The sequence below is a fragment of the Aquaspirillum sp. LM1 genome (assembly GCF_002002905.1).
Classification (GTDB): Bacteria; Pseudomonadota; Gammaproteobacteria; order Burkholderiales; family Aquaspirillaceae; genus Rivihabitans.
In genome coordinates this window covers 513,777-534,498 of sequence record NZ_CP019509.1, presented here as the reverse complement: position 1 = coordinate 534,498, position 20,722 = coordinate 513,777, and the positions used below count along the sequence as shown (strand labels likewise).

Annotated in this window: 13 protein-coding genes; 5 read left to right on the top strand and 8 right to left on the bottom strand. The window is 61.0% G+C overall.

Annotated elements, in window-relative coordinates; translation table 11 throughout:
- Positions 1–3: 3 nt before the first annotated feature.
- From narH to BXU06_RS02395, 7 genes are all read right to left on the bottom strand, one after another.
- Entirely contained in the window at positions 4–1,554 is a 1,551-nt protein-coding gene (gene narH, locus BXU06_RS02425; protein WP_077296481.1) for a nitrate reductase subunit beta, read from the bottom strand.
- A gap of 64 nt (positions 1,555–1,618) precedes the next feature.
- Entirely contained in the window at positions 1,619–5,311 is a 3,693-nt protein-coding gene (locus tag BXU06_RS02420; protein ID WP_077296479.1) for a nitrate reductase subunit alpha, read from the bottom strand.
- A 257-nt stretch (positions 5,312–5,568) separates the two neighbouring features.
- Positions 5,569–6,297, bottom strand: coding sequence for a type II toxin-antitoxin system death-on-curing family toxin (locus tag BXU06_RS02415; RefSeq protein WP_077296477.1), 729 nt, complete (start codon positions 6,295–6,297; stop codon positions 5,569–5,571).
- 80 nt (positions 6,298–6,377) lie between these two features.
- On the bottom strand, positions 6,378–7,475 hold the full coding sequence (locus tag BXU06_RS02410; RefSeq protein WP_077296475.1) for an ISAs1 family transposase: 1,098 nt from the start codon (positions 7,473–7,475) through the stop codon (positions 6,378–6,380).
- An 806-nt stretch (positions 7,476–8,281) separates the two neighbouring features.
- The gene (locus BXU06_RS02405) at positions 8,282–9,397 is read right to left on the bottom strand and encodes a Fic family protein (protein WP_077296473.1); all 1,116 of its coding nucleotides are present in this window, start codon (positions 9,395–9,397) and stop codon (positions 8,282–8,284) included.
- A 172-nt stretch (positions 9,398–9,569) separates the two neighbouring features.
- A complete protein-coding gene (gene argC / locus BXU06_RS02400) occupies positions 9,570–10,508 on the bottom strand; it encodes an N-acetyl-gamma-glutamyl-phosphate reductase (RefSeq protein WP_077296471.1) in 939 nt (312 codons plus the stop codon).
- 909 nt (positions 10,509–11,417) lie between these two features.
- On the bottom strand, positions 11,418–12,428 hold the full coding sequence (locus BXU06_RS02395; RefSeq protein WP_077296469.1) for a helix-turn-helix transcriptional regulator: 1,011 nt from the start codon (positions 12,426–12,428) through the stop codon (positions 11,418–11,420).
- 115 nt (positions 12,429–12,543) lie between these two features.
- On the opposite strand from BXU06_RS02395, the gene BXU06_RS02390 reads away from it, so the two are divergent.
- The 5 genes from BXU06_RS02390 (at position 12,544) to BXU06_RS02370 (ending at position 18,506) form a co-directional block, all read left to right on the top strand.
- Positions 12,544–14,565 (top strand): TonB-dependent receptor domain-containing protein, encoded by a 2,022-nt coding sequence (locus BXU06_RS02390; RefSeq protein ID WP_077296467.1) that lies wholly within the window; start codon positions 12,544–12,546, stop codon positions 14,563–14,565.
- Between the two features lie 111 nt (positions 14,566–14,676).
- Positions 14,677–14,952, top strand: coding sequence for a hypothetical protein (locus BXU06_RS02385; protein WP_077296465.1), 276 nt, complete (start codon positions 14,677–14,679; stop codon positions 14,950–14,952).
- Entirely contained in the window at positions 14,949–16,469 is a 1,521-nt protein-coding gene (locus tag BXU06_RS02380) for a PepSY domain-containing protein (RefSeq protein WP_077296463.1), read from the top strand. The genes BXU06_RS02385 and BXU06_RS02380 overlap by 4 nt, the downstream gene beginning before the upstream one ends.
- Positions 16,466–16,834: a DUF3325 domain-containing protein gene (locus tag BXU06_RS02375; protein ID WP_077296461.1), complete on the top strand. Its 369-nt coding sequence runs from the start codon at positions 16,466–16,468 to the stop codon at positions 16,832–16,834. The genes BXU06_RS02380 and BXU06_RS02375 overlap by 4 nt, the downstream gene beginning before the upstream one ends.
- A 4-nt stretch (positions 16,835–16,838) precedes the next feature.
- Positions 16,839–18,506: an alpha/beta hydrolase-fold protein gene (locus BXU06_RS02370; protein WP_150125065.1), complete on the top strand. Its 1,668-nt coding sequence runs from the start codon at positions 16,839–16,841 to the stop codon at positions 18,504–18,506.
- Positions 18,507–18,699: 193 nt separating this feature from the next.
- Here BXU06_RS02370 and parE read toward each other — a convergent pair whose 3' ends face one another.
- Positions 18,700–20,661 (bottom strand): DNA topoisomerase IV subunit B, encoded by a 1,962-nt coding sequence (parE, locus tag BXU06_RS02365; RefSeq protein ID WP_077296459.1) that lies wholly within the window; start codon positions 20,659–20,661, stop codon positions 18,700–18,702.
- Between the last annotated feature and the right edge of the window lie 61 nt (positions 20,662–20,722).

Below are 20,722 nucleotides of genomic sequence, written 5' to 3'. Positions count from 1 at the left end.
GGCTTATTCTCCCGCCTGACGCGCACGGTCACGGCGCATCTCGTGGAACACAATCGGCGTGGCTTTCTTCTTGCCAAACAGGCTTTCGTTGGAGTGACCATCCGAGCAGCCGTTACCAAAGGTAAAGCCGCAGCTGGCTTTGTCCTCGAAGGCGTTTTCCACCATCTCCTTGTGGCTGGAGGGGATGACAAAGCGGTCTTCGTAATTGGCGATGGCCATCACCTGGTACATTTCTTCCACTTGCGCCGGGTTCAGGTGCGTGCCCTTGAGGGTGTTGGGGTCCACCACCTTGTCCACGCTCTTCTTGCGCATGTAGCGGCGCATGGCGATCATGGTTTCCAGCGCCTTCACCACCGGTTCTTCCTTGCCGGCGGTGAGCAGGTTGGCCAAGTATTGAATCGGAATGCGCAGGTCTTTCACCGACGGGATGATGCCGTTTTCGCCAATCAGGCCGTTTTCCATCGCCGACTGGATGGGGGAAAGCGGCGGGATGTACCACACCATCGGCAGGGTGCGGTATTCCGGGTGCAGCGGGAAGGCCACTTTCCATTCCATCGCCATTTTGTACACCGGCGATTTTTGCGCCGCAGTCAGCCAGGCGTCGGGGATGCCCTGTTTTTTCGCCTCGGCAATCACCTCCGGCGCGTTCGGATCAAGGAACACCTTCAGCTGGGCTTCGTACAGGTCTTTCGGGTTGGCCACGCTGGCGGCGTGTTCGATCCTGTCGGCGTCGTACAGCAGCACGCCCAGGTAGCGGATGCGGCCCACGCAGGTTTCCGAGCACACGGTCGGCTGGCCGGCTTCGATGCGCGGGTAGCAGAAGATGCACTTCTCGGCCTTGCCGGAGGTCCAGTTGTAGTAAATCTTCTTGTACGGGCAGCCGGAGATGCACATGCGCCAGCCCCGGCATTTGTCCTGATCAATCAGCACAATGCCGTCATCTTCGCGCTTGTAGATCGAGCCAGACGGGCAGCTGGCCACGCAGGTGGGGTTCAGGCAGTGCTCGCACAGGCGTGGCAGATACATCATGAAGGTGTTCTCGAAGGTCGAGTACATCTCTTTCTGGATGCCTTCAAACAGCGCATCTTTGGCGCGCTGGGCAAATTCACCGCCCAGGTCGTCTTCCCAGTTCGGGCCCCATTCGATCTTGTCCATCTTCTTGCCGGTCAGCACCGAAATGGGCCGGGCAGTCGGCGGAGTCTGCATGCGCGGGGCGTTTTGCAGGTGTTCGTAGTCGTAAGTAAACGGCTCGTAATATTCGTCAATCGCCGGCAGGTTCGGGTTGGCAAAAATATTGGCCAGAATGCGCAGCTTGCCGCCCTGGCGCGGCTCCAGCTTGCCGTCGGTGCGGCGAATCCAGCCGCCGTTCCATTTTTTCTGGTTTTCCCATTCTTTCGGGTAGCCGATGCCAGGCTTGGTTTCCACATTGTTGAACCAGGCATATTCCACGCCGTCACGGCTGGTCCATACGTTCTTGCAGGTGACCGAACAGGTGTGACAGCCAATGCACTTGTCCAGGTTGAGCACCATACCGATTTGGGCACGGATTTTCATCTTCTTGCTCCTTATTGCGTCAGTCTCGGAGGCGGGCGGCGAGCCGCCACCCTGCCGGCCTGGGTCAGGCGTGTTCCGAAAGCGGCTGGTCCAGCCAGTCCACGTTTTTCATCTTGCGCACAATCACGAATTCATCGCGGTTGGAGCCCACCGTGCCGTAGTAATTGAAGCCCCAGGCCAGCTGCACGTAGCCGCCAATCATGTGGGTGGGCTTGATCACCGTGCGGGTGACTGAATTGTGGATGCCGCCGCGCTTGCCGCTGGTTTCTGCGCCGGGTACGTTGATGATCTTTTCCTGGGCGTGGTACATCAGACTCATGCCTTCCGGCACGCGCTGGCTGACCACCGCGCGGGCGGTCAGCGTGCCGTTGACGTTGAACACTTCAATCCAGTCGTTATCCACAATGCCGGCTTTTTTGGCGTCGATTTCCGACACCCACACATGTGGGCCGCCTCGGCTGAGGGTGAGCATGCGCAGATTGTCGGAATAGGTGCTGTGGATGCCCCATTTCTGGTGCGGGGTGATCCAGTTCAGCACGATCTCATGGTGGCCATTGGGCTTCTTGCCCAGGATGGCGGCGGTGGTTTTCAGGTCCACATGCGGCTTGTACAGACACAGCCCTTCGCCAAAGGCACGCATCCACAGGTGATCCTGATAGAACTGCTGGCGGCCAGTCAGCGTGCGCCAGGGAATGTACTCATGCACATTGGTGTAGCCGGCGTTGTAGCTGACTTCCTCGCTTTCCAGGCCCGACCAGGTGGGCGAGCTGATGATCTTGCGCGGCTGCGCCTGCACATCGCGAAAGCGAATGCTGTCGTGCTCACGCGGCAGCGCCAGATGGGTGTGGTCGCGGCCAGTGATCTTGGACAAGGCCGCCCAGGCTTTCACCGCCACATGGCCGTTGGTTTCCGGTGCCAGGGTGAGAATCATCTCGGCGGCGTCAATCGCCGTATCCAGCCGGGGCTGACCAGCCGCCACGCCGCTGGCCACGGTTTTGTTCAGGCCGCGCAGCACGTCCACTTCGTGGCCGGTTTGCCAGCCAATGCCCTTGCCGCCGTTGCCGACTTTTTCCAGCAAGGGGCCAATCGAGGTGAACTTGTCGTGGATCTTGCGGTAATCGCGCTCGACCACAGTCATTTTCGGCATGGTCTTGCCAGGGATGGGCTCGCACTCGCCTTTTTTCCAGTCGCGCGGGTCGAACGGCTGGCCCAGCTCTTCCGGGGTGTCGTGCATCAACGGGGTAAGCACTAGGTCTTGCTGCACGCCCAGATACTCGCCGCCCACTTCAGAAATCGCCTTGGCAAAGCCCTTGTAGATTTCCCAGTCGCTCTTGGCCTGCCACAGTGGCTGTACGGCTTCCGACAGCGGATGGATGAACGGGTGCATGTCCGAGGTGTTCAGGTCGTCTTTTTCGTACCAGGTGGCGGTGGGCAGCACGATGTCGCCGTACAAACAGGTAGTGGACATGCGGAAATCCAGCACCACCAGCAAATCCAGCTTGCCCTGTGCCGCCGGGCGCACAGTGATTTCGCTGGGCTTGACACAGCCTTCTTCGCTGTTCATCACCGCATTTTGCGTGCCCAGCAGATACTTGAGAAAGTACTCATGGCCTTTCCCCGAGCTGCCCAGAATATTCGAGCGCCAGACAAACAGATTGCGCGGGAAGTTTTTCGGGTTGTCCGGGTCGTTGCAGGCCATGTCCAGCTGGCCGGATTTCAGCTGCTCAACCGCGTAGGTAATCGGGTCCTGCCCGGCGGCGGCGGCGTGGCGGGTCACGTCCAGCGGGTTGGTGGTCAGCTGCGGCGCAGACGGCAGCCAGCCCATGCGTTCGGCCTTGGCGTTGTAATCAATCAGCGCCATATTGGCCATCTTGCCGTCGGCGGTCGGGCTGAGAATTTCATTCACCCCCAGCTTTTCATGCCGCCACTGGCTGGTGTGGGCGTAGAAGAAGCTGGTGCCGTTCATCTGCCGCGCCGGGCGGTTCCAGTCGCCGGCAAATGCCAGCGGGGCCCAGCCGGTTTGCGGGCGCAGTTTTTCCTGGCCAACATAATGGCACCAGCCACCGCCAGACTGACCGATACAGCCGCACAGCATCAACATATTGATGATGCCGCGATAGGTCATGTCCATGTGATACCAGTGGTTCAGCGCCGCGCCGACAATCACCATCGAGCGGCCATGGGTCTGGTCGGCATTCTGGGCGAACTCGCGCGCCACCTGAATCACCATTTCCGGCTTCACCCCGGTGTGCTTGTGCTGCCAGGCCGGGGTGTAGGGCACATCGTCCAGATACGAGCTGGCCACATTGCCGCCGCCCAGGCCGCGATCAATGCCGTAGTTGGCCGCCATCAGGTCGAACACCGTGGCCACCCGCGCCGTGCTGCCGTCGGCCAGAACGATGTGTCTGACCGGCACCCGGCGGGTGATCAGTTCGTCATGCTCTGCGCCAAAATACGGGAAGCCCACGCCCACCACTTCATCGCTCTGGGCAATCAGCGACAGCTGCGCCTTCACCGGCTGGCTGTTGATGCCGGCTTTTTCTTCCAGATTCCACTTGCCGCTCTGATCCCAGCGAAACCCCGCCGAGCCATTGGGCACCGCCAAATTGCCGCTGGTTTCGTCCAGCACCAGGGTTTTCCATTCCGGGTTGTGCGCCTGATCGGCATTGCCGGCTAGGTGCGAGGCACGCAGGAAGTAATCCGGGAGATAACGGCCAGCGGCATCCTGCTTGAGCATCACCAGCATCGGCATGTCGGTGTACTGACGGATATAGCCGGTAAAGTAGTCGCTGGGCCGATCCAGGTGGAATTCCTTGAAAATCACATGGCCCATCGCCATCGCCAGCGCAGCGTCGGTGCCCTGCTTGGGGGCCAGCCAGATATCGCCAAACTTGGCCATCTCGCCAAAGTCCGACGACACCGCCACCGTCTTGGTGCCCTTATAGCGCACCTCGGTGTAGAAATGCGCGTCCGGCGTGCGGGTCATCGGGATATTCGAGCCCCACACCATCAGGTAATTGGAGTTGTACCAGTCAGCCGATTCCGCCACGTCGGTCTGCTCGCCCCAGATCTGCGGGCTGGCCGGCGGCAAATCGCAGTACCAGTCGTAAAACGACAGCGGCACGCCGCCAATCAGGCTCAGATAACGGCTGCCAGCGGCGTAAGACACCATCGACATCGCCGGAATTGGCGAAAAGCCAATCACCCGGTCCGGGCCGTAGTTCTTGATGGTGTAAGCGTTGGCGGCGGCGATGATCTCGTTCACCTCATCCCAGCTGGCACGCACAAAGCCACCCTGACCGCGCTGGGTTTTGTACTGCGTGGCGATTTCCGGCGTCTGGCTGATGCGCTGCCAGGCCTCAATCGGCCCCAGCTTTTTACGCAACTCGCGCCAGTGCTGCATCAGCACCCCGCGCACCATCGGGTACTTCACCCGCTGCGCCGAATACACATACCAGCTGTACGACGCCCCACGCGGACAACCACGCGGCTCGTGGTTGGGCAGGTCGGGCCGGGTGCGCGGGTAGTCGGTCTGCTGGGTTTCCCAGGTGATCAGCCCGCTCTTCACGTACACCTTCCAGCTGCACGAGCCGGTGCAGTTCACCCCGTGGGTGGAACGGACAATCTTGTCGTGCTGCCAGCGCTGGCGGTATCCGTCTTCCCACTTGCGGTCTTCCTTCACCACCGCACCGTGGCCATCGGAAAAGGTGGATTTCACCTTGCCCAGAAAATTCAGTCTGTCGAGAAAATGGCTCATGCGTGCCTCCGTAGGGTTACCGCTTACGCGGTCCGCACAGGGCAAACCTCCCTGTGTGAATGCCTGACAGAATAAGAACTTGGCGCGGCTGCGCCCATTGGCCAGAGGGACAGCGGGAGGGAGGCAGAGGGGGGAGGGTGGGGTAGTTCGAAAGGAGGGGGAGTAGGGAAATAAGCTTTAACACTCAAAAATACATAGGGCAATCACCAAGAAATTTACGTGGCTATTCTTCAAAGCGTGGCAAATCGCCCCATATTTTATGTTTTTGCTAATCTTTGCATAACATCCAAACGTAATTGCATGAATTGATTTAATTCATCAGAAATGCCTTTTTGCCCGTAGAATCTGGCGCTATCAATTCCCTGCTCAGTTGTCAGTTCTAATCGTTTCCGAAGTTCCGCAATATAAGTTGGGTCATAATCCTCCGCACCACTAACACCTTTTTTTAATATTGTCTCAAGTGTAGCTCCTTCTTTTTGGACTTTAAACATATTGCCTGCCTCTACTAAGCTATAGCCAAACTTAGCCAACGCTTCGCGCAACGCTCCAAGTTTAAGAGGCTTTTCACCTTTCTGTTGTTTACGAGAGTTTCTTTCTAGCCACTCTGCAATCACTTCGACTTCATTTCTGCGATTTTCTATAATTTCATGCGCAGCAATCATTCGGGTAAATTCATACATTTCATCATCATTACACTTATCCAACCAATACCCAAATTCACTCAAAAAATACAAAGTGGATAGTAGCGCTGCGCGTTTATTTCCATTGTGAAATGAATGATTGCATGCAATGCTATGGAAAAGTGATGCTGCTTTTAAAAACACGGACGGATAAGCATCTTGTCCTCCTGCTGTTGCAAATGGTCGAGCAGCAGCAGACTCAATAGTTGAAAAATCTTTCACGCCGGAAGGACTTATTGGATCTTCTTTGTCTAGAAAAAATTCTGTTAGATGCTGATGAATAAAAACTATTGTAGATGCATCCATTATATTGACTCCTTATAAAGCCATTTATTTTATGGTGATTGATCGCCTAGTGTTTAGGCCAGGGCCTCCGCACTCGGACATCATATGAATTCGAGCCAAAGCACCCGGGCTCGTTCTTCGTCCGACCATGCTGTGGCCTTGCGCTTCATGCGCAAGCTCATCTTGCCGTTTTTCCCCATCGGGACCGGTCGCACCAGATTCAGCACTATCTTTTTCAATAACGACAGGTTCTGCGGTGCGTAATCCTTGCGCACCGTACTGGCATCCTCGCCAAATCCCACATCCAGCACCCAGTGCAGCCGGTTTTCGATGCCCCAGTGTGCGCGTACCGCACGCCCCAGTGCCTCACCATCCAGATCGCGCGAACTGATGTAATAACGCCGCTCCCATTGCGCTGGCTTGTCGCCCACCTGCCGCCATGAATCGATCACGCCGATACTCTTGCACGCTGGCCAGGCCGTCGTGTCGATATGCCCTACAGCCGGAATCACCCGCGCCGTCTGCACCACTTTCCGGCCATGGCTGTTCTCGACCATCGGCCACGGCACGGCTGCTTCACCCAGTTCGGTCACCGCCGCCTCAACCACCTTTTGCAACGCGGGTTGGTTACCTTTGACCGCCAGCAGGTAATCCCCTTCCTGCCGGTGAATTTGTGCCGCAATGTCGCGCTGGCAACCCATGGCATCGATGCTGACCAGCAAGCCCTTGAGGTACAGGCTTTCCAGCAGGAGGGGAATCGCCGTGATCTCGTTGCTTTTGCCGTGTACTTTCTCCTGCCCGAGCACCAGTCCGGCCTGAGTGGCAAAGGCACTCACCATGTGGATGGCCCGTTCGCCACCGCTACCAGAGCCACGTAAGGTCTTGCCGTCGATGGCCAGCGTTTCGTGACTCAGTACCGGCAGAATGTCGCCGGCCCAGCCACGGAATGCATGCTCGAACTGCTTTGGATCGAGCATCCGGAATACACGGATGAAGGTGTCTTCCGAGGGGATGCCATTCGCCAGTTTGAGGAAACCTCGCAGCCAGTCCTGCTTGTAACGTGCCCACGCCACCATTTCTTCGAAGGTATCGTTGTCCGACAACATCGCGCAGATGGCCACCACCAGGAGTTCACGGAAATCATGACGCGTTCCGTTACTGGGGCTGCGTGGATCATCAATATGTTCAAGGGCTTGCATCAGGCTGACTCCGGCGGTGCTCACGTTGGGCTTGGGCAAAGCCTGATAGTGAACAACAAGTTCTCAGCCGGTGCAAACATTAGCTCATGTCGTTTGTCGGCTATTCATTCCGAGTGCGGAAGCCCTGGTGTTTAGGCACAGTTTTTTTAAAACTGCTATTGCATTTTGGTTGAATTTGACTTTCTAAGTGTGCCTATACGGCTAGACCAGAGGCAAAATTTATATAAATCAATTATTTTATCGACAAATCCCTCATAACAAACCATGAGGCTTATCGTACTTATGATAACATTGCCATTTAGCACAAGTCTACTACTTAATTTTTATTTTTCACTAAATTTGCGCCACACCAATCCATTAAGGATATACTTTTATTCAAAAACTGCACTTAAAGATACGCTGATTCATTCAGAAAAATCGTGTTTGCCAAAAGCAAAACCCAGCAAGATCAAACTACTGGATTCCCGCCTTCGCGGGAATGACGATTTGTTCAGCGCATCCTTAACAACAGCACAACACATAAAATTCAACAACTTAGATTTATATCTTTACGGCGGGTATATTTTCAGCATCCTTTTAATATTTCACTGCAAGTAAATTTTTAAAATAAACATGGGGATAGATGGAGGACGATCTCAAGAACCATGGACTCTCTCTGGTTTGATTGTGCCAAGACACCTACCCGGGTAATTGTGCAAGCGCCCCTTGCACAATTACCCGGGTAGGCATGGGTAAAAGTACGCATATTAGGAAAAGCCAAGCACAGGTCCTCGGCCAGCCGTTCAATCACCTTGCTCCTCAGCCTTCTACCCATTCACCCCATACCCCACACTCCGCCCCCCACCTTCCAGGCGCTGCAACACGCCCCATGCCACCAACTGGTTGATGTCGCGCAGCGCGGTGTCTTGCGAGCAGTTGGCCATTGATGCCCAGCGGCGGGTGGTGAGTTTGCCGTCAAAGCCATCCAGCAGGCGGTTCAGCAGTTTGATTTGCCGGGGGTTGAATGGCGTGCTGGCAAAGCGTTGCCAAAAGCGCGCCTTGGCCAGCACGGCGTCGAGGGTGGTGTGTGCGTGTTGGATGGCGCGGTGCAGGGCGGCAAGAAACCACAGCAGCCAGTTGGTGACGTCCATTCCGTCTTTTTGCGTGGCTTCCAGTATCTGGTAATAGTGGCTGCGTTCACGCTGAATTTGCGCGGACAGGCTGTAAAAGCGCTGCGGGCTGCCGTCGGCGCGGGCCAGCAGCAGTTCGCCGATGGCGCGCGCCAGGCGGCCGTTGCCGTCGTCAAACGGATGCAGGGTGACAAACCATAAATGGCCCAGCCCGGCGCGGATCAGCGCGGGCTCTTTGGCCGGGGCGTTGATCCAGTCAAGAAAGCGTTGCATGTCAGCGGGCAGCCTCTGGGCGGGCGGTGCCTGAAAATGCACGCGCGGGCGGGTCAGCGCGCCGGACACCACTTGCATCGGCCCGTCGGCGTCATCGCGCCAGCCGCCCACGTTGATGCGCGCCAGGCCAGAATAACCGGTGGGGAAGAGCGCCGCATGCCAGCCAAACAGCCGCTCGGCCGTCAGCGCCGCCTGGCTGTCGCGGGTGGCGTTCAGCACCAGCTCCACCACGCCTTCCACCTGTCGGTCTGCGGGGGCCAGCGCGCCAATGTCCACGCCCAGCCGCCGCGCCAGCGAGGAGCGCACCGACATGACGTTAAGCAGCTCGCCTTCGATGGCGCTGGTGTGCAGCACTTCGTCGGTCAGCGCCGCCAGGCTGGCGCTGTCACGCCAATCCATGCCCACATCGGCCAGCCGGCCCAGCAGCACGCCTTGCGCGTGGCTGACTTCGGCCAGCGGCGCGGCCAAGGCGTTCAGGTCGTAGCGCCAATGCGGCCAGTCGGCGGCTTGCCAGATATATAGTGGGGTGTCTGTGTCCATCACCCGAGTATGCCCGCGCTGCGGCGAATGCGTCCATATTCACCGCACAATCTGCGGTGAATAGCGTGCTGTTATCCAGGTATTTGAGCATCAATAAAAAACGCGCCCTGACCCATCCGCCAACGGGCGGTAAGGTCAGGGCGCGTGAGACACCGCGCGTGACACCAGCGGCTTACACCAGGCCGAGGCTTTCTTCCACCCCCAGATGCACATTCATCGACTGCACTGCCGCACCGGATGCGCCCTTGCCCAGGTTATCCAGGCGGGCAATCAGCAGCATGCGTTCGGCGTTGCCAAACACGGCGATGTCTACCCGGTTGCTGCCGTTATTGGCTTCTACATTGTAAAACCCGCCCTCGGTGGTGGCGTCCAGGTCCAGCGGCTGAACGTGGATAAACGGCTCGCCCGCGTAGTAGTCGGCAAGAATCTGCTGCACGTCGGCGGGGCTGGCGCTGCGGCTGAACTGCTGTGGATGCAGATAGGCGGTCAGTGCCAGGCCTTTGTAAAACGGGCCAACGATGGGCTGAAAAATCGGGGCCACGTTCAGCCCGGTGTACGCCTGCATTTCCGGCAGGTGCTTGTGCGCCAGCGCCAGCGCGTAGGGGCGCGGGGCGTCGATGCGTTCCGGGCTCTGGTAGTGGGCAATCATCGACTTGCCGCCGCCGGAATAGCCGGTGATGGAATTGGCGGCAATCTGCGTGCTGGCCGGCAGCAGGCCAGCCGCCACCAGTGGGCGCAGCGCCAGAATGAAGGCGCTGGCGTGACAGCCAGGGTTGGCAATCCGCTTGCTGGCGCGGATTTTGGCGCGCTGCTCAGCCGCCAGTTCCGGCAGACCAAAGGTCCAGTCCGGGTTGACCCGGTGCGCGGTGGAGGCATCGATGATGCAGGTATTGGGGTTGTCAACCAGGCTGACCGATTCTTTGGCCGCGTCGTCAGGCAGGCACAAAAAGGTCACGTCGGATTCGTTGATCAGGCGCTTGCGCTCGGCCAGGTCCTTGCGCTTGTCGGCATCGATCCTGAGCAGTTCGATATCGCTGCGCTGGGCAAGGTATTCGTTGATCTGCAGGCCGGTAGTGCCTTCCTGGCCATCGACAAAGACGGTGTAGCTCATGGCGAATCCGTGGATTGGGGTGGGATGAAGGCTGAATTCTGGCAGAAAACCCCTGGGGAAGGGAATGTGCTCCGGCAATGGGGCCGCTGCCAGCGTGTGCAGCACAGCGTTCTGGCCTGATTGGCATCACGGCCATGCATGCGCTAAACCACGCTAGACACCCCAGATGGACGATGGTGCTGGGTGTTGCTTTTCGAGCTGCTCAGCAAGCTCTCCTGGCGTTGTGGTGTGACTACTGCTGTGTACTACACCTAGTAGCCAGTCACCATGATCTGAATCGACTGACAGGCGATTAGACCGCTTTCGGCATGAGTTTCACCTCAGGTGTCGTTCCCGCGAAGGCGGGAACCCAGACCGCGCCACAGCGGGCGCGGTGGGCATGGCGCAGGTAGCGCTGATGAGCGCTCACCCCGCTGTACGCTGTGGACACGCCTGGATTCCCGCCTGCGCGGGAATGACGCGGTGTAGTGCGGCGAGTGGTTCGTCGTGGAACGTGAGCCATCGTGTTTCAACGTGACTGGCTACTAGTCGTTAGTCACGTTGAAACACAAGGGTTTATACGAGCACGTTTATGCTGGGTATCTCGGTTTAATTTTTTTTAAAACATAGTCTTACTTTGCCACGGCGAACCACCCTCCGTATCCCACCGCGTCATTCCCGCCTGCGCGGGAACGACACGTTAAGGTGAAGTTCAGCCGAAAGCGATCGAGTCGCCGTCCCGTTGAAATACCCGTGTGCAGGCGAGCGCGCTGATGCTGGGTATCTGTGCCAATGGTCGCTTCATATCAGGGTGACTGACGACTAGCCAGGACCGCTGCGCTGAGTTGTGTTAGCGGCTTTTAGCCCGCTGAATTGACTGAAAGAAAAACCACGCCCCTGGCGGCCAGCACAGTGCCCAGGGGCGTTGTCTTATCCGCGCACCCGGCTTGGGCTGACGCCATAGTGCTGGCGAAACGCGGTGGCAAAATTGCTGGCGGCGCTGTAGCCGGCCAGTTCTGCCGCTTGCGCCACGGCACCGCCGCGCAGCAGCAGGGCGCGGGCTTTTTCCAGGCGGATGGTACGCAGGCGCTCGAATACGCTCATGCCCCAGGCGCGGCGCGCCAGTGCTTGCAGGCTGGTGGGGTTGCTGCCAACGGCGCGGGCAATGTCGGCCATGGACAGCGGCACGGGGTTGTCCTGATGTAGCAGTTCTTCCAGCCGGGCCAGACGGCGTACGTCGCCGCTGCGGGTGCCTGCGCGGTTGGGGGTGCTGTCGTGCTCCAGCGCGCCTAGCGCCAGCGCTGCCAGTTCCAGGCACTGGCTTTCCAGCTGCAGCCGGTGCAGGCCGGGCGGGCTGCTGGCTTTGCTGGCCAGAATCTGTTGCGCCAGCAAACGCGCGCGCGGGGCAATGCGCCAGGGCCGGCTGTTCAGATGCTGGCTGGCAAAGCGCGCCAGCGCTGCCGCATGCGCCAGCCCGCCTTGCGCCAGCCAATCCGGGGTCAGGGTCAGGCTGATTTTGCGTTCGTGCCGGCCTTGCTGCCAGTGGCGGCAAAAGCATGCTGGCTCAGTCAGGTTGATCAGCATGCCCTGGTCGCGTGCGTCGCGCACCGGGCTGTGCGGGCCGAGCTGAAAACGACGTTGATCAAACGCCACATCGGTCGCGCCATCCACCACCAGCACAATCTTGATGCCCGGGTGATGCAGCATATTGCGCGTGCGCAAATCATGCAGGTCACGCACCTGGGCGGCGTGCAGCATCAGGCCGGGACGCAGGCATACGCTGTTGAACTGCCCCTGCAGCACGGCCTGGTGCGCTTGCGGCGCTTCGCCTTCAAAGCGGTAATCCGACCCAAACAATTGGGCCGACTGTTCCAGCTCGGCACGGGTAATCCATGGGCCAGAAGTTCCGGGGGCGACCACAATAGGTGCGGATTCATACATTTTGCTTGCTCCGGCATAGGTTGACGCGCGGAATGGCTGGCATACTCCACGACTAGTTAATAATAACCATTTGCATTTGATTTTAACCGCTGTTGCAGTGCTTGTGGAGAGCCCTATGCCGTCAACGTCTGTTTGTTTTCCCCGTCGCCCACTGACCACGCTGGTGTGCGGGCTGCTGGCTCTGCCAGGGCTGGCCCACGCCGACCCGCAGGAAGCCACGCTCAAGCCAGTGGTGGTGACCGCTTCGTCGGTGGAACAATCCCTGCGCGACGCGCCAGCCAGTGTGTCGGTGATTACCCGCGAAGACATCGCCAAACGCCCGGTGCAGGAACTGGCCGAGCTGCTGGGCACGGTAGAGGGGGTCACCCTGTCGCGCAGTGGCAATCAGGTGCCGGGGGTACAAATTCGTGGCCTGGGCCAGGCGTATACGCTGATGTTGATTGACGGCAAGCGGGTGAATTCCACCAACGCCATGTTCCGGGGCAACGACTACGACACTGGCTGGGTGCCGGTGTCGGAAATCGAGCGTATTGAAGTGGTGCGCGGGCCCATGTCGTCGCTGTATGGCTCGGATGCCATTGGTGGTGTGGTCAATGTGATTACCCGTAAAGTGGGCAAAACCTGGCGGGCATCGGCACGGACGGATCTGGTGCTGCAGGAAAACCGTGAAGCCGGCGATTCTCGCCTGGTCAGCGTCAGCGCCAGTGGCCCGCTGATTGCCGATGTGCTGGGGGTGCGTCTGACCGCCAGCCACGATCACCGCGAGCCGGATGGTGCCATCAACACCCCGGCCACGCCAGGGGCAAGCGCCCAGCCCGGCCTGCAATTGCTGGATAACCGCCAACTGGGCGCACTGTTCACCTGGACGCCCCATGCCCAGCATGAAATCAAGCTGAGCCACGACGACAGCCGACGCAACCATAGTGGTTTTGTGCTGGAACGCCAGGCCACCTCGCTGAGCCACCATGGCCGTTACGGATTTGCCACCTCGGATGTGACGCTGAACCTGGATCGCACCCGCAACCGGGTGGGCATGATTACCGGCCAGAGCAATCCAAACGTGGCCGACAGCCATAGCCTGGACGGCAAGCTGATGCTGCCGTGGGACAGCGCCCGGCAGATGATCACCCTGGGCGGCGAGTTGCGCCGCGACAAACTGAGCGACCCGACCAACCTCACCGGCTGGCCTGGTACCGCCAGCTATCGCGCCAGTTCCCATGCCGAAGTGTCACAGCGGGCGTTTTTTGTGGAAGATGAGTTCCAGCTCAGCGACACCCTCAAGCTGACGGTGGGCAACCGCTACGACGACCACGAAAACTTTGGCGGCCATCACAGCCCGCGCGCCTATCTGGTGTGGCACGCCACGCCGGAAATCAGCTTCAAGGGTGGCTGGGCCAAAGCCTTCCGCGCGCCCACCCTGCTGCAGGGCAGCCCCAACTGGGGGTCGGTGTCGTGCGGCAGTGCCACGGCAGGCTGCTATATTGTTGGCACCCCCAAACTCAAGCCGGAAACCAGCACCAGCAAGGAAATCGGCGTGCGTTACGAGGGCGCGGGCATCAGCGGCGGGCTGACCTTGTTTGATAATCAGCTGAAAGACATGATCAGCATCGACAGCCGCACCGCCAACCGGACCCTGGCCCCCAGCTACAGCAATTTTGTGGGCTATCTGCCCGATGGCAGGCCGATCTTCGCTTACCAGAACATTGCCAGCGTGCGCAGCAAGGGGCTGGAGCTAGGCGGGCGCCTCACGCTGAACCGCCAGTGGCAGCTCAGCGCCAACTACACCTATACCGATGCGAAAAACACCAGTGGCAGCAGCAAGCTGCCGCTGACCTACCGGCCCAAGCACGCGGCCAATATCAGCGTGGACTGGCAGCCCAATGACCAGTGGTCTTTCAACACCACGGCGCGTTATTCCGGCCTGCAATACATCAATGTGCCGGCCAACGGGCAAAACATGCTGACCAAAGCGGCTTACAGCGTGGCGGACCTGTCGGTGGGCTACCGCATCGACAAGCATTTCAGCGTGCGCGCCGGGGTGCTGAACCTCACTGACCAAAACGACAACCGCAGCCAGTCTACCGATTTCAATGAAGATGGCCGCCGCTACTTTGTGTCGCTGTCGGCTGATTTTTAAGCCTCTGAACAAACCGGCACATCCTTAACCCATCCATGCCCCAACGACACCTGACCTGTCTGGTGCCCTGGGGGCATGGCATGCCTGTCTGAACCATTTGGTGATGTTGCGATGCCCCTGACCTGGCCTGTTGTGCTTTCCCGTGTGCTGGCCGCTGCCATAGGCGGCTATCTGGCCGCCTGGAGCCTGGCGTTCACCCTGGCAACGTTACTGCCCATGGCGCGGGCCAGTGTGTGGTTTCTCTGCCACCTGCTCACCCCATTGGCGCTGTTATCGGCCCTGCTGTGGGCATTTGCCGCCAAAACCAGCGCGCGAGCCTGGGGCGTGCCCTTGCTGCTGGCGCTGGCCGGGGTGCTGTCCAGCCTGCTGCTGCGGGAAATCAAATGAAAAAAACCTTTACCCAATCGATGGCCTGGCTGCACACCTGGGGCGGGTTGCTGCTGGGCTGGCTGCTGGTTCCAATCTTTTTTACCGGCACGCTGGCGGTATTTGAGCCAGAACTGTCGCACTGGATGCGCCCGGAACTGCACCAGGCCAACACGCGTGTGCTGCCCGCCGTCCAGGCCAGCACGCTGGCGCAAGCGCGCCTGCAAGCGGTGGCCGCCGGTGCGCCTGGCTGGCAGATCGACCTGCCGGACGCTCGCAACCCGGCGCTGCACATTGGCTGGGGCAGCCCACGCGCGCTACAGCGTGAATACCTCGACCCGCGCACCGGCGCACCACTGCGCGTGCGCGCCACCGAAGGCGGACATTTCTTCACCCATTTTCATGCGGAACTGGACGCCGGCAAAGTGGGGCGGGCGCTGGTGTGCGTGGCTGGGCTGGTGATGCTGGCCAGCTTGATCAGCGGCATTGTGCTGCACAAAAAGATTTTTCAGGATTTCTTCACCTTCCGCCCACGCGCCTCCTCGCAGCGCGCCTGGCTGGATGCGCACACGGTGCTGGGCGTACTCAGCCTGCCGTTTTTGCTGATGATCAGCTATTCCGGGGTGATCATGCTGGTGGACGACTACCTGCCCGCCGCCACCACCCACCTGTATCACGGCAAATCCGGTGCGCGTGCCGAGGTGGTGAAAAACTTTGAGCGCAAACCCCTGGGCCAGCCGGCCAGCCTGCCAGCGCTGGCCGGGCTCACCGCACAGGCCGAACACCGCTTTGGGGTGGGCATGCTCAGCCAGATCAGCGTGCGCGCCCCAGGCGATGCCGCTGCCACGGTGCGCTTTAGCCGGCACATCCACGACCGGCTGGGAGCCGTGGCCGACCATGTCAGCTACGATGCCGCCAGTGGCGCACTGCGCGGGGTGCAAACCGACTGGAACCCGATGGCCTACCTGTTTCGCACGCTGGTGGGGCTGCATATCGTCAAGTTTGGCGGCTATCCGGCGCTGGCGCTGTACTTTCTGGCCGGGCTGGCGGCCAGCGCGCTGCTGGCCGGCGGGCTGGTGCTGTACACCATCAAACGGCGCAAGCGCGGCGGCCAGGCATTTGGGGCGGCCACCACGCAAATTCATGCGCTGATTGAAGCGCTGAATGTGGCGGCCATTGCCGGCATTGTGCTGGCCAGCGCCGCCTACCTGTGGAGCAACCGGCTGCTGCCGGCCAGTTGGGAGGCCCGCGCCAGCGCCGAAGTGGGCGGATTTTTTGCCGTGTGGGCGCTCAGCCTGCTCCATGCCCTGCTGCGCCCACCGCTGCGCGCCTGGTTTGAACAAGTGAGCCTGGCCGCCGCCTTGTGCGGACTGCTGCCGCTGCTGGATGTCGCCACTGGCCAGCAGTCCGATCCAATAGCACAGGGGGTAGACGCCGTGGCCGTCCTGCTGGCATTGGCGCTAAGCTGGCTGGCGTGGCGGCTGCGCCCGCCGCACGCAGGCCACGCCCCGGTTTTTCTGAACAAGGCCGCCGCATGATGCTGCTCCTGACCTCCCTTGCCAGCCTGACACTGGCCTACGCCGCCATGACCGCGCTGTGCCTGGGTCTGCCCCGCTACTGGCGGCAGTGTGTTCCCACCCCCTTATTCCCCCATTGCCAACGCGCCTTGCGCGGCCTGGGCTGGCTCTTGCTCGCCGGGGCCAGTGGGCCGGGTGGATACACCTGGGGCGGACCGATTGGCCTGGCGCTGTGGCCAGGGGCGCTGGCGCTGGCAGGCATGACACTGGTGTGTGTGCTCGCCTACCGGCCCCGCTGGACACCCAAATTAGGGCTGGGCAGCTTGTGTGCCGGCCTATTGGCCAGCGGATGGCTACTGACCAGCGGATGGCTACTGAAAGGATGACACCATGACAACACGCATCACCATGACCCTGCTGGCGCGCCTCGCGTGCTGCCTGTGGCTGACACTCCCGTGGCTGGGCAGCGCCCACGCCGCCCCAACTGAGCCCGCCCCACTGGTGCAATTCAGTGGCACACTCGACGCTGGCCAGCACCGCACCCACCCGCTGACCCTGGCACCCGGCGAGTATGTGCAAGGCCAGTTGAACGGTGCAGGCATGCGCCTGGTATTGCTGGATGGCCAGGGCCAGCGGGTGCGGGTGCTGGGCAAAGGCCAGCGCGAACAGGAGGCGTTCATGTTTGTGGCTGGCGACGCCGGCCCCTACCAGTTGGACGTGCGAGCCCCGCAGGCCGGTGCTTACCAGCTGGACATCACCCGGCAAACACCGCTGAGCGCACAGACCCGCCCGACAGAACGACCCGACAGCCCCCGTCTGCAAGCCGTGCTGAACACCGGCGATAGCACGGCCTTCTGGCGCGAACTGGCCCAGACCGGTACACCGCTGGTGGAAACCACAGGCGTCACCCCGGCGCTGGCCGCCGACGAACGGCTGGTGACTTTTGTCTGGCGTGGCGCGCAGCATGGCGTGCGCCTGCATGGCGGGCCTTCTGCCGACCATGACGAACTGCACCTTCTGCCTGGTACTGACGTGTGGTATCGCAGCTACCGGCTGCCCGCCAGCACCCGGCTGGCCTACCGCCTGGCCCCTGACGTGCCGGAACTGAACGCCGACCCGATCACGCGCCGCCGCGCCATTCTGGCCACCGCCCAGCGCGACCCGCTGAACCCGCGCAGCATGCCGGACAAACCACTGGACCGCTACGACGGCTATTCATTGCTGGAACTCCCCGACGCGCCATCCGCGCACTGGACCGTACCGCGCCCCGGTGTGGCTGCCGGCACGCTGGAAACCCTGCAATTGGCCAGTCAGGCATTGGGCAATCAGCGCCGCATTCAGTTGTACCGCTCGGCAGGCTACCGTCCTGGCGGCAAGGGCCAGGCGCTGGTGGTACTGTTTGATGGTGAAAGCTATAGCACGGTGGTGCCCACCCCCACCATGCTTGACAACCTGGTGGCCGCTGGCCGCCTGCCACCGCTGGCCGCCATCCTGATTCACAATCCCAGCGAAGCCAGCCGCAGCGCCGAACTGCCGCCCAACCCGGCATTTGCCCGGTTTCTGGCCAAAGAGCTGATGCCCTGGGCCAAGGCACGCGGCGTGTTTGCCCCGGCGGCCCACACGGTGATTGCCGGGGCCAGCTACGGCGGGCTGGCCGCCGTCTGGGCTGGCTTCACGCACCCGGAATGGTTTGGCAATGTGTATAGCCAGTCTGGCTCGTTCTGGTGGGCACCCGGCTGGGAACACGCCGGCCATTTTGTGCAAGGCGAGGCCCAAGCCGAATGGCTGACCCGTCGCCTGGCCGAATCCCCCCGCCTGCCACTGCGTTTTCAGCTGGAAGCCGGCCTGTTTGAAACCGGTCGGCTGGGCGCGGTCGGCATCCGCGATGCCACCCGCCACCTGCGCGATGTGCTGCGCGCCAAGGGCTACCCGGTGGGCCACCGTGAATACGCGGCAGCACATGGCTATGAACACTGGCGCGTCAGCCTGGCCGACGGGTTGGTGGCCCTGCTGGGTAGGTTGGCGTTTCCACCACAAGGCAAAAATCCAGTGGATTGAGTGTGCCGAATTTTGGAAGCAATGGGGTGACGTGCTGTGGTCGCCGTCCTGCTTCGCCAGAAGCGGTCACCCCCATCGAGAGTATCCGCCAGCAGCAGATGCCACACTGACCGCCGAAAAGGCAGCTACGCCGTCCACGCTATCCTTCCCCGCCCTGAACGGGAACGGCAGGGCTTGCCGCGCACCGGCTCACTCACACATCCGCTTCCACCGAGTTCCCTTTTTCTTCCATCCATGCCCGGCGGCTGGCGGCTTCGCCTTTGCCCATCAGCATGGTGAAGGTTGCATCGGTGCCATCGTGGCTGGGCAGTACCACCCGGCTCAGCCGGCGGGTGTCGGGGTGCATGGTGGTGTCTTTCAACTGTTCCGGGTTCATCTCGCCCAGGCCCTTGAAGCGGCCAATGCTCCAGCTGCCGTCGCGCACCTGTTCGCTGCGCAGGCGGTCGAGGATGCTGTCGAGTTCAGCATCATCCAGTGCGTAGAACTTGCGCAGCGGGCGGGTTTTGCCCTGGCCGGGCACGTCGATGCGGTACAGCGGCGGTTTGGCGATGTAAATATGCCCAGCGCGGATCAGCGCCGGGAAGTGGCGGTAAAACAGCGTGAGCAGCAACACCTGGATGTGCGAGCCATCCACGTCGGCGTCGGACAGGATGGCAATCTTGCCGTAGCGCAGGCCGGACAGGTCCGGGCTGTCGCTGGCACCGTGCGGATCGACGCCGATGGCCACGGCAATGTCGTGGATCTCGGCGTTGGAAAACAGCTGGTCACGGTCGGTTTCCCAGCTGTTGAGCACCTTGCCACGCAGCGGCAGGATAGCCTGGTATTCCTTGTCGCGGGCCAGTTTGGCCGAACCGCCGGCGGAATCGCCCTCCACCAGAAACAGCTCGTTGCGCTGGATGTCTTCGCTTTCGCAGTCGGTCAGCTTGCCGGGTAGCACGGCCACGCCGGAGCCTTTTTTCTTTTCCACTTTTTTCACCGACTTCAGCCGGCTTTGCGCCTGGCGGATGGCCAGTTCGGCAATTTTGCGTGCGTCATCGACATGGGCGTTCAGCCAGATTTCCAGTGGGTCGCGCACCAGGCTGGAGACGAGCTTGAGTGCGTCGCGGTTATTGAGCTTTTCTTTGGTCTGGCCCTGAAACTGCGGGTCGAGCACCCGCGCCGACAGCACAAAACGCACCCGGCCCCACACGTCTTCGGCTTGCAGTTTAACGCCGCGCGGCAGCAGGTTGTGGTGATCGACAAAGCTTTTCACCGCCTCAAACACGCCGGTGCGCAGGCCGGCTTCGTGGGTGCCGCCGCTGGCGGTGGGAATCAGGTTGACGTAGCTTTCGCCGCCGCCGGTGTGCTCAAACCAGGCCAGCGCCCAGGCCGCGCCTTCGCCACGGGAAAACTGCTCGTGGTCGGCACCGATGTAGTTTTCGCCGGCAAACGGCGGGGCCACCGGCTCGTCGTCGCCAAACAGCTCCACCAGATAGCTTTTCAGGCCATCGGGGTAGCGCCAGCTGCGCACCTCGTGCTGGCCATCAGCTTTTTCCAGGGTGAGGGTGACCGCCACGCCGGGCAGCAGCACGGCCTTGGCGCGCAGCAGGCGCTCCAGCTCGGCCAGCGAGTAGCGCGGGCTTTCAAAATAGCGCGCATCCGGCCACACGCGCACGCGGGTGCCGCTGCTGCGCGGCGGACACGCGCCAGTCTGCTGCAGCGCTTCGATCACGTCGCCGCCAGAAAACGCCAGCTGCCAGACCGCGCCTTCGCGTTTGACTTCCACTTCCAGCCGGGTAGACAGCGCATTGGTCACCGACACGCCCACACCATGCAGCCCGCCGGAAAACGCATACGCGCCGCCGTCTTTTTTATTGAACTTGCCGCCGGCGTGCAGGCGGGTGAACACCAGTTCGACCACTGGCACGCCTTCGTCCGGGTGCAGGCCCACCGGAATGCCACGGCCATCGTCTTCCACACTCAGCGAGCCGTCCAGATGCAGGGTGACGGCAATCTTGCGGGCAAAGCCGCCCAGCGCCTCGTCGGCGGCGTTGTCGATGACTTCCTGGCAGATGTGGGTGGGGTCGGTGGTGCGGGTGTACATGCCTGGCCGCTCTTTGACTGGCTCCAGGCCTTTGAGGACACGCACGGAAGATTCGTCGTAAGATTTGCTCATGGGTTCACGCCATACCGCTGCAGCAGCCCGGCGCTGACAAGCGGGGCCACTGCGGCAGGAT

Excerpts from the sequence above, each read along its gene's own strand:
- argC (WP_077296471.1), bottom strand. The coding sequence starts at position 10,508 with ATGAGCTACACCGTCTTTGTCGATGGCCAGGAAGGCACTACCGGCCTG.
- BXU06_RS02380 (WP_077296463.1), top strand. The coding sequence starts at position 14,949 with ATGAAAAAAACCTTTACCCAATCGATGGCCTGGCTGCACACCTGGGGC.
- BXU06_RS02420 (WP_077296479.1), bottom strand. The coding sequence starts at position 5,311 with ATGAGCCATTTTCTCGACAGACTGAATTTTCTGGGCAAGGTGAAATCC.
- BXU06_RS02375 (WP_077296461.1), top strand. The coding sequence starts at position 16,466 with ATGATGCTGCTCCTGACCTCCCTTGCCAGCCTGACACTGGCCTACGCC.
- parE (WP_077296459.1), bottom strand. The coding sequence starts at position 20,661 with ATGAGCAAATCTTACGACGAATCTTCCGTGCGTGTCCTCAAAGGCCTG.
- BXU06_RS02385 (WP_077296465.1), top strand. The coding sequence starts at position 14,677 with ATGCCCCTGACCTGGCCTGTTGTGCTTTCCCGTGTGCTGGCCGCTGCC.
- BXU06_RS02370 (WP_150125065.1), top strand. The coding sequence starts at position 16,839 with ATGACAACACGCATCACCATGACCCTGCTGGCGCGCCTCGCGTGCTGC.
- BXU06_RS02415 (WP_077296477.1), bottom strand. The coding sequence starts at position 6,297 with ATGGATGCATCTACAATAGTTTTTATTCATCAGCATCTAACAGAATTT.
- BXU06_RS02395 (WP_077296469.1), bottom strand. The coding sequence starts at position 12,428 with ATGTATGAATCCGCACCTATTGTGGTCGCCCCCGGAACTTCTGGCCCA.
- BXU06_RS02410 (WP_077296475.1), bottom strand. The coding sequence starts at position 7,475 with ATGCAAGCCCTTGAACATATTGATGATCCACGCAGCCCCAGTAACGGA.
- BXU06_RS02390 (WP_077296467.1), top strand. The coding sequence starts at position 12,544 with ATGCCGTCAACGTCTGTTTGTTTTCCCCGTCGCCCACTGACCACGCTG.
- narH (WP_077296481.1), bottom strand. The coding sequence starts at position 1,554 with ATGAAAATCCGTGCCCAAATCGGTATGGTGCTCAACCTGGACAAGTGC.
- BXU06_RS02405 (WP_077296473.1), bottom strand. The coding sequence starts at position 9,397 with ATGGACACAGACACCCCACTATATATCTGGCAAGCCGCCGACTGGCCG.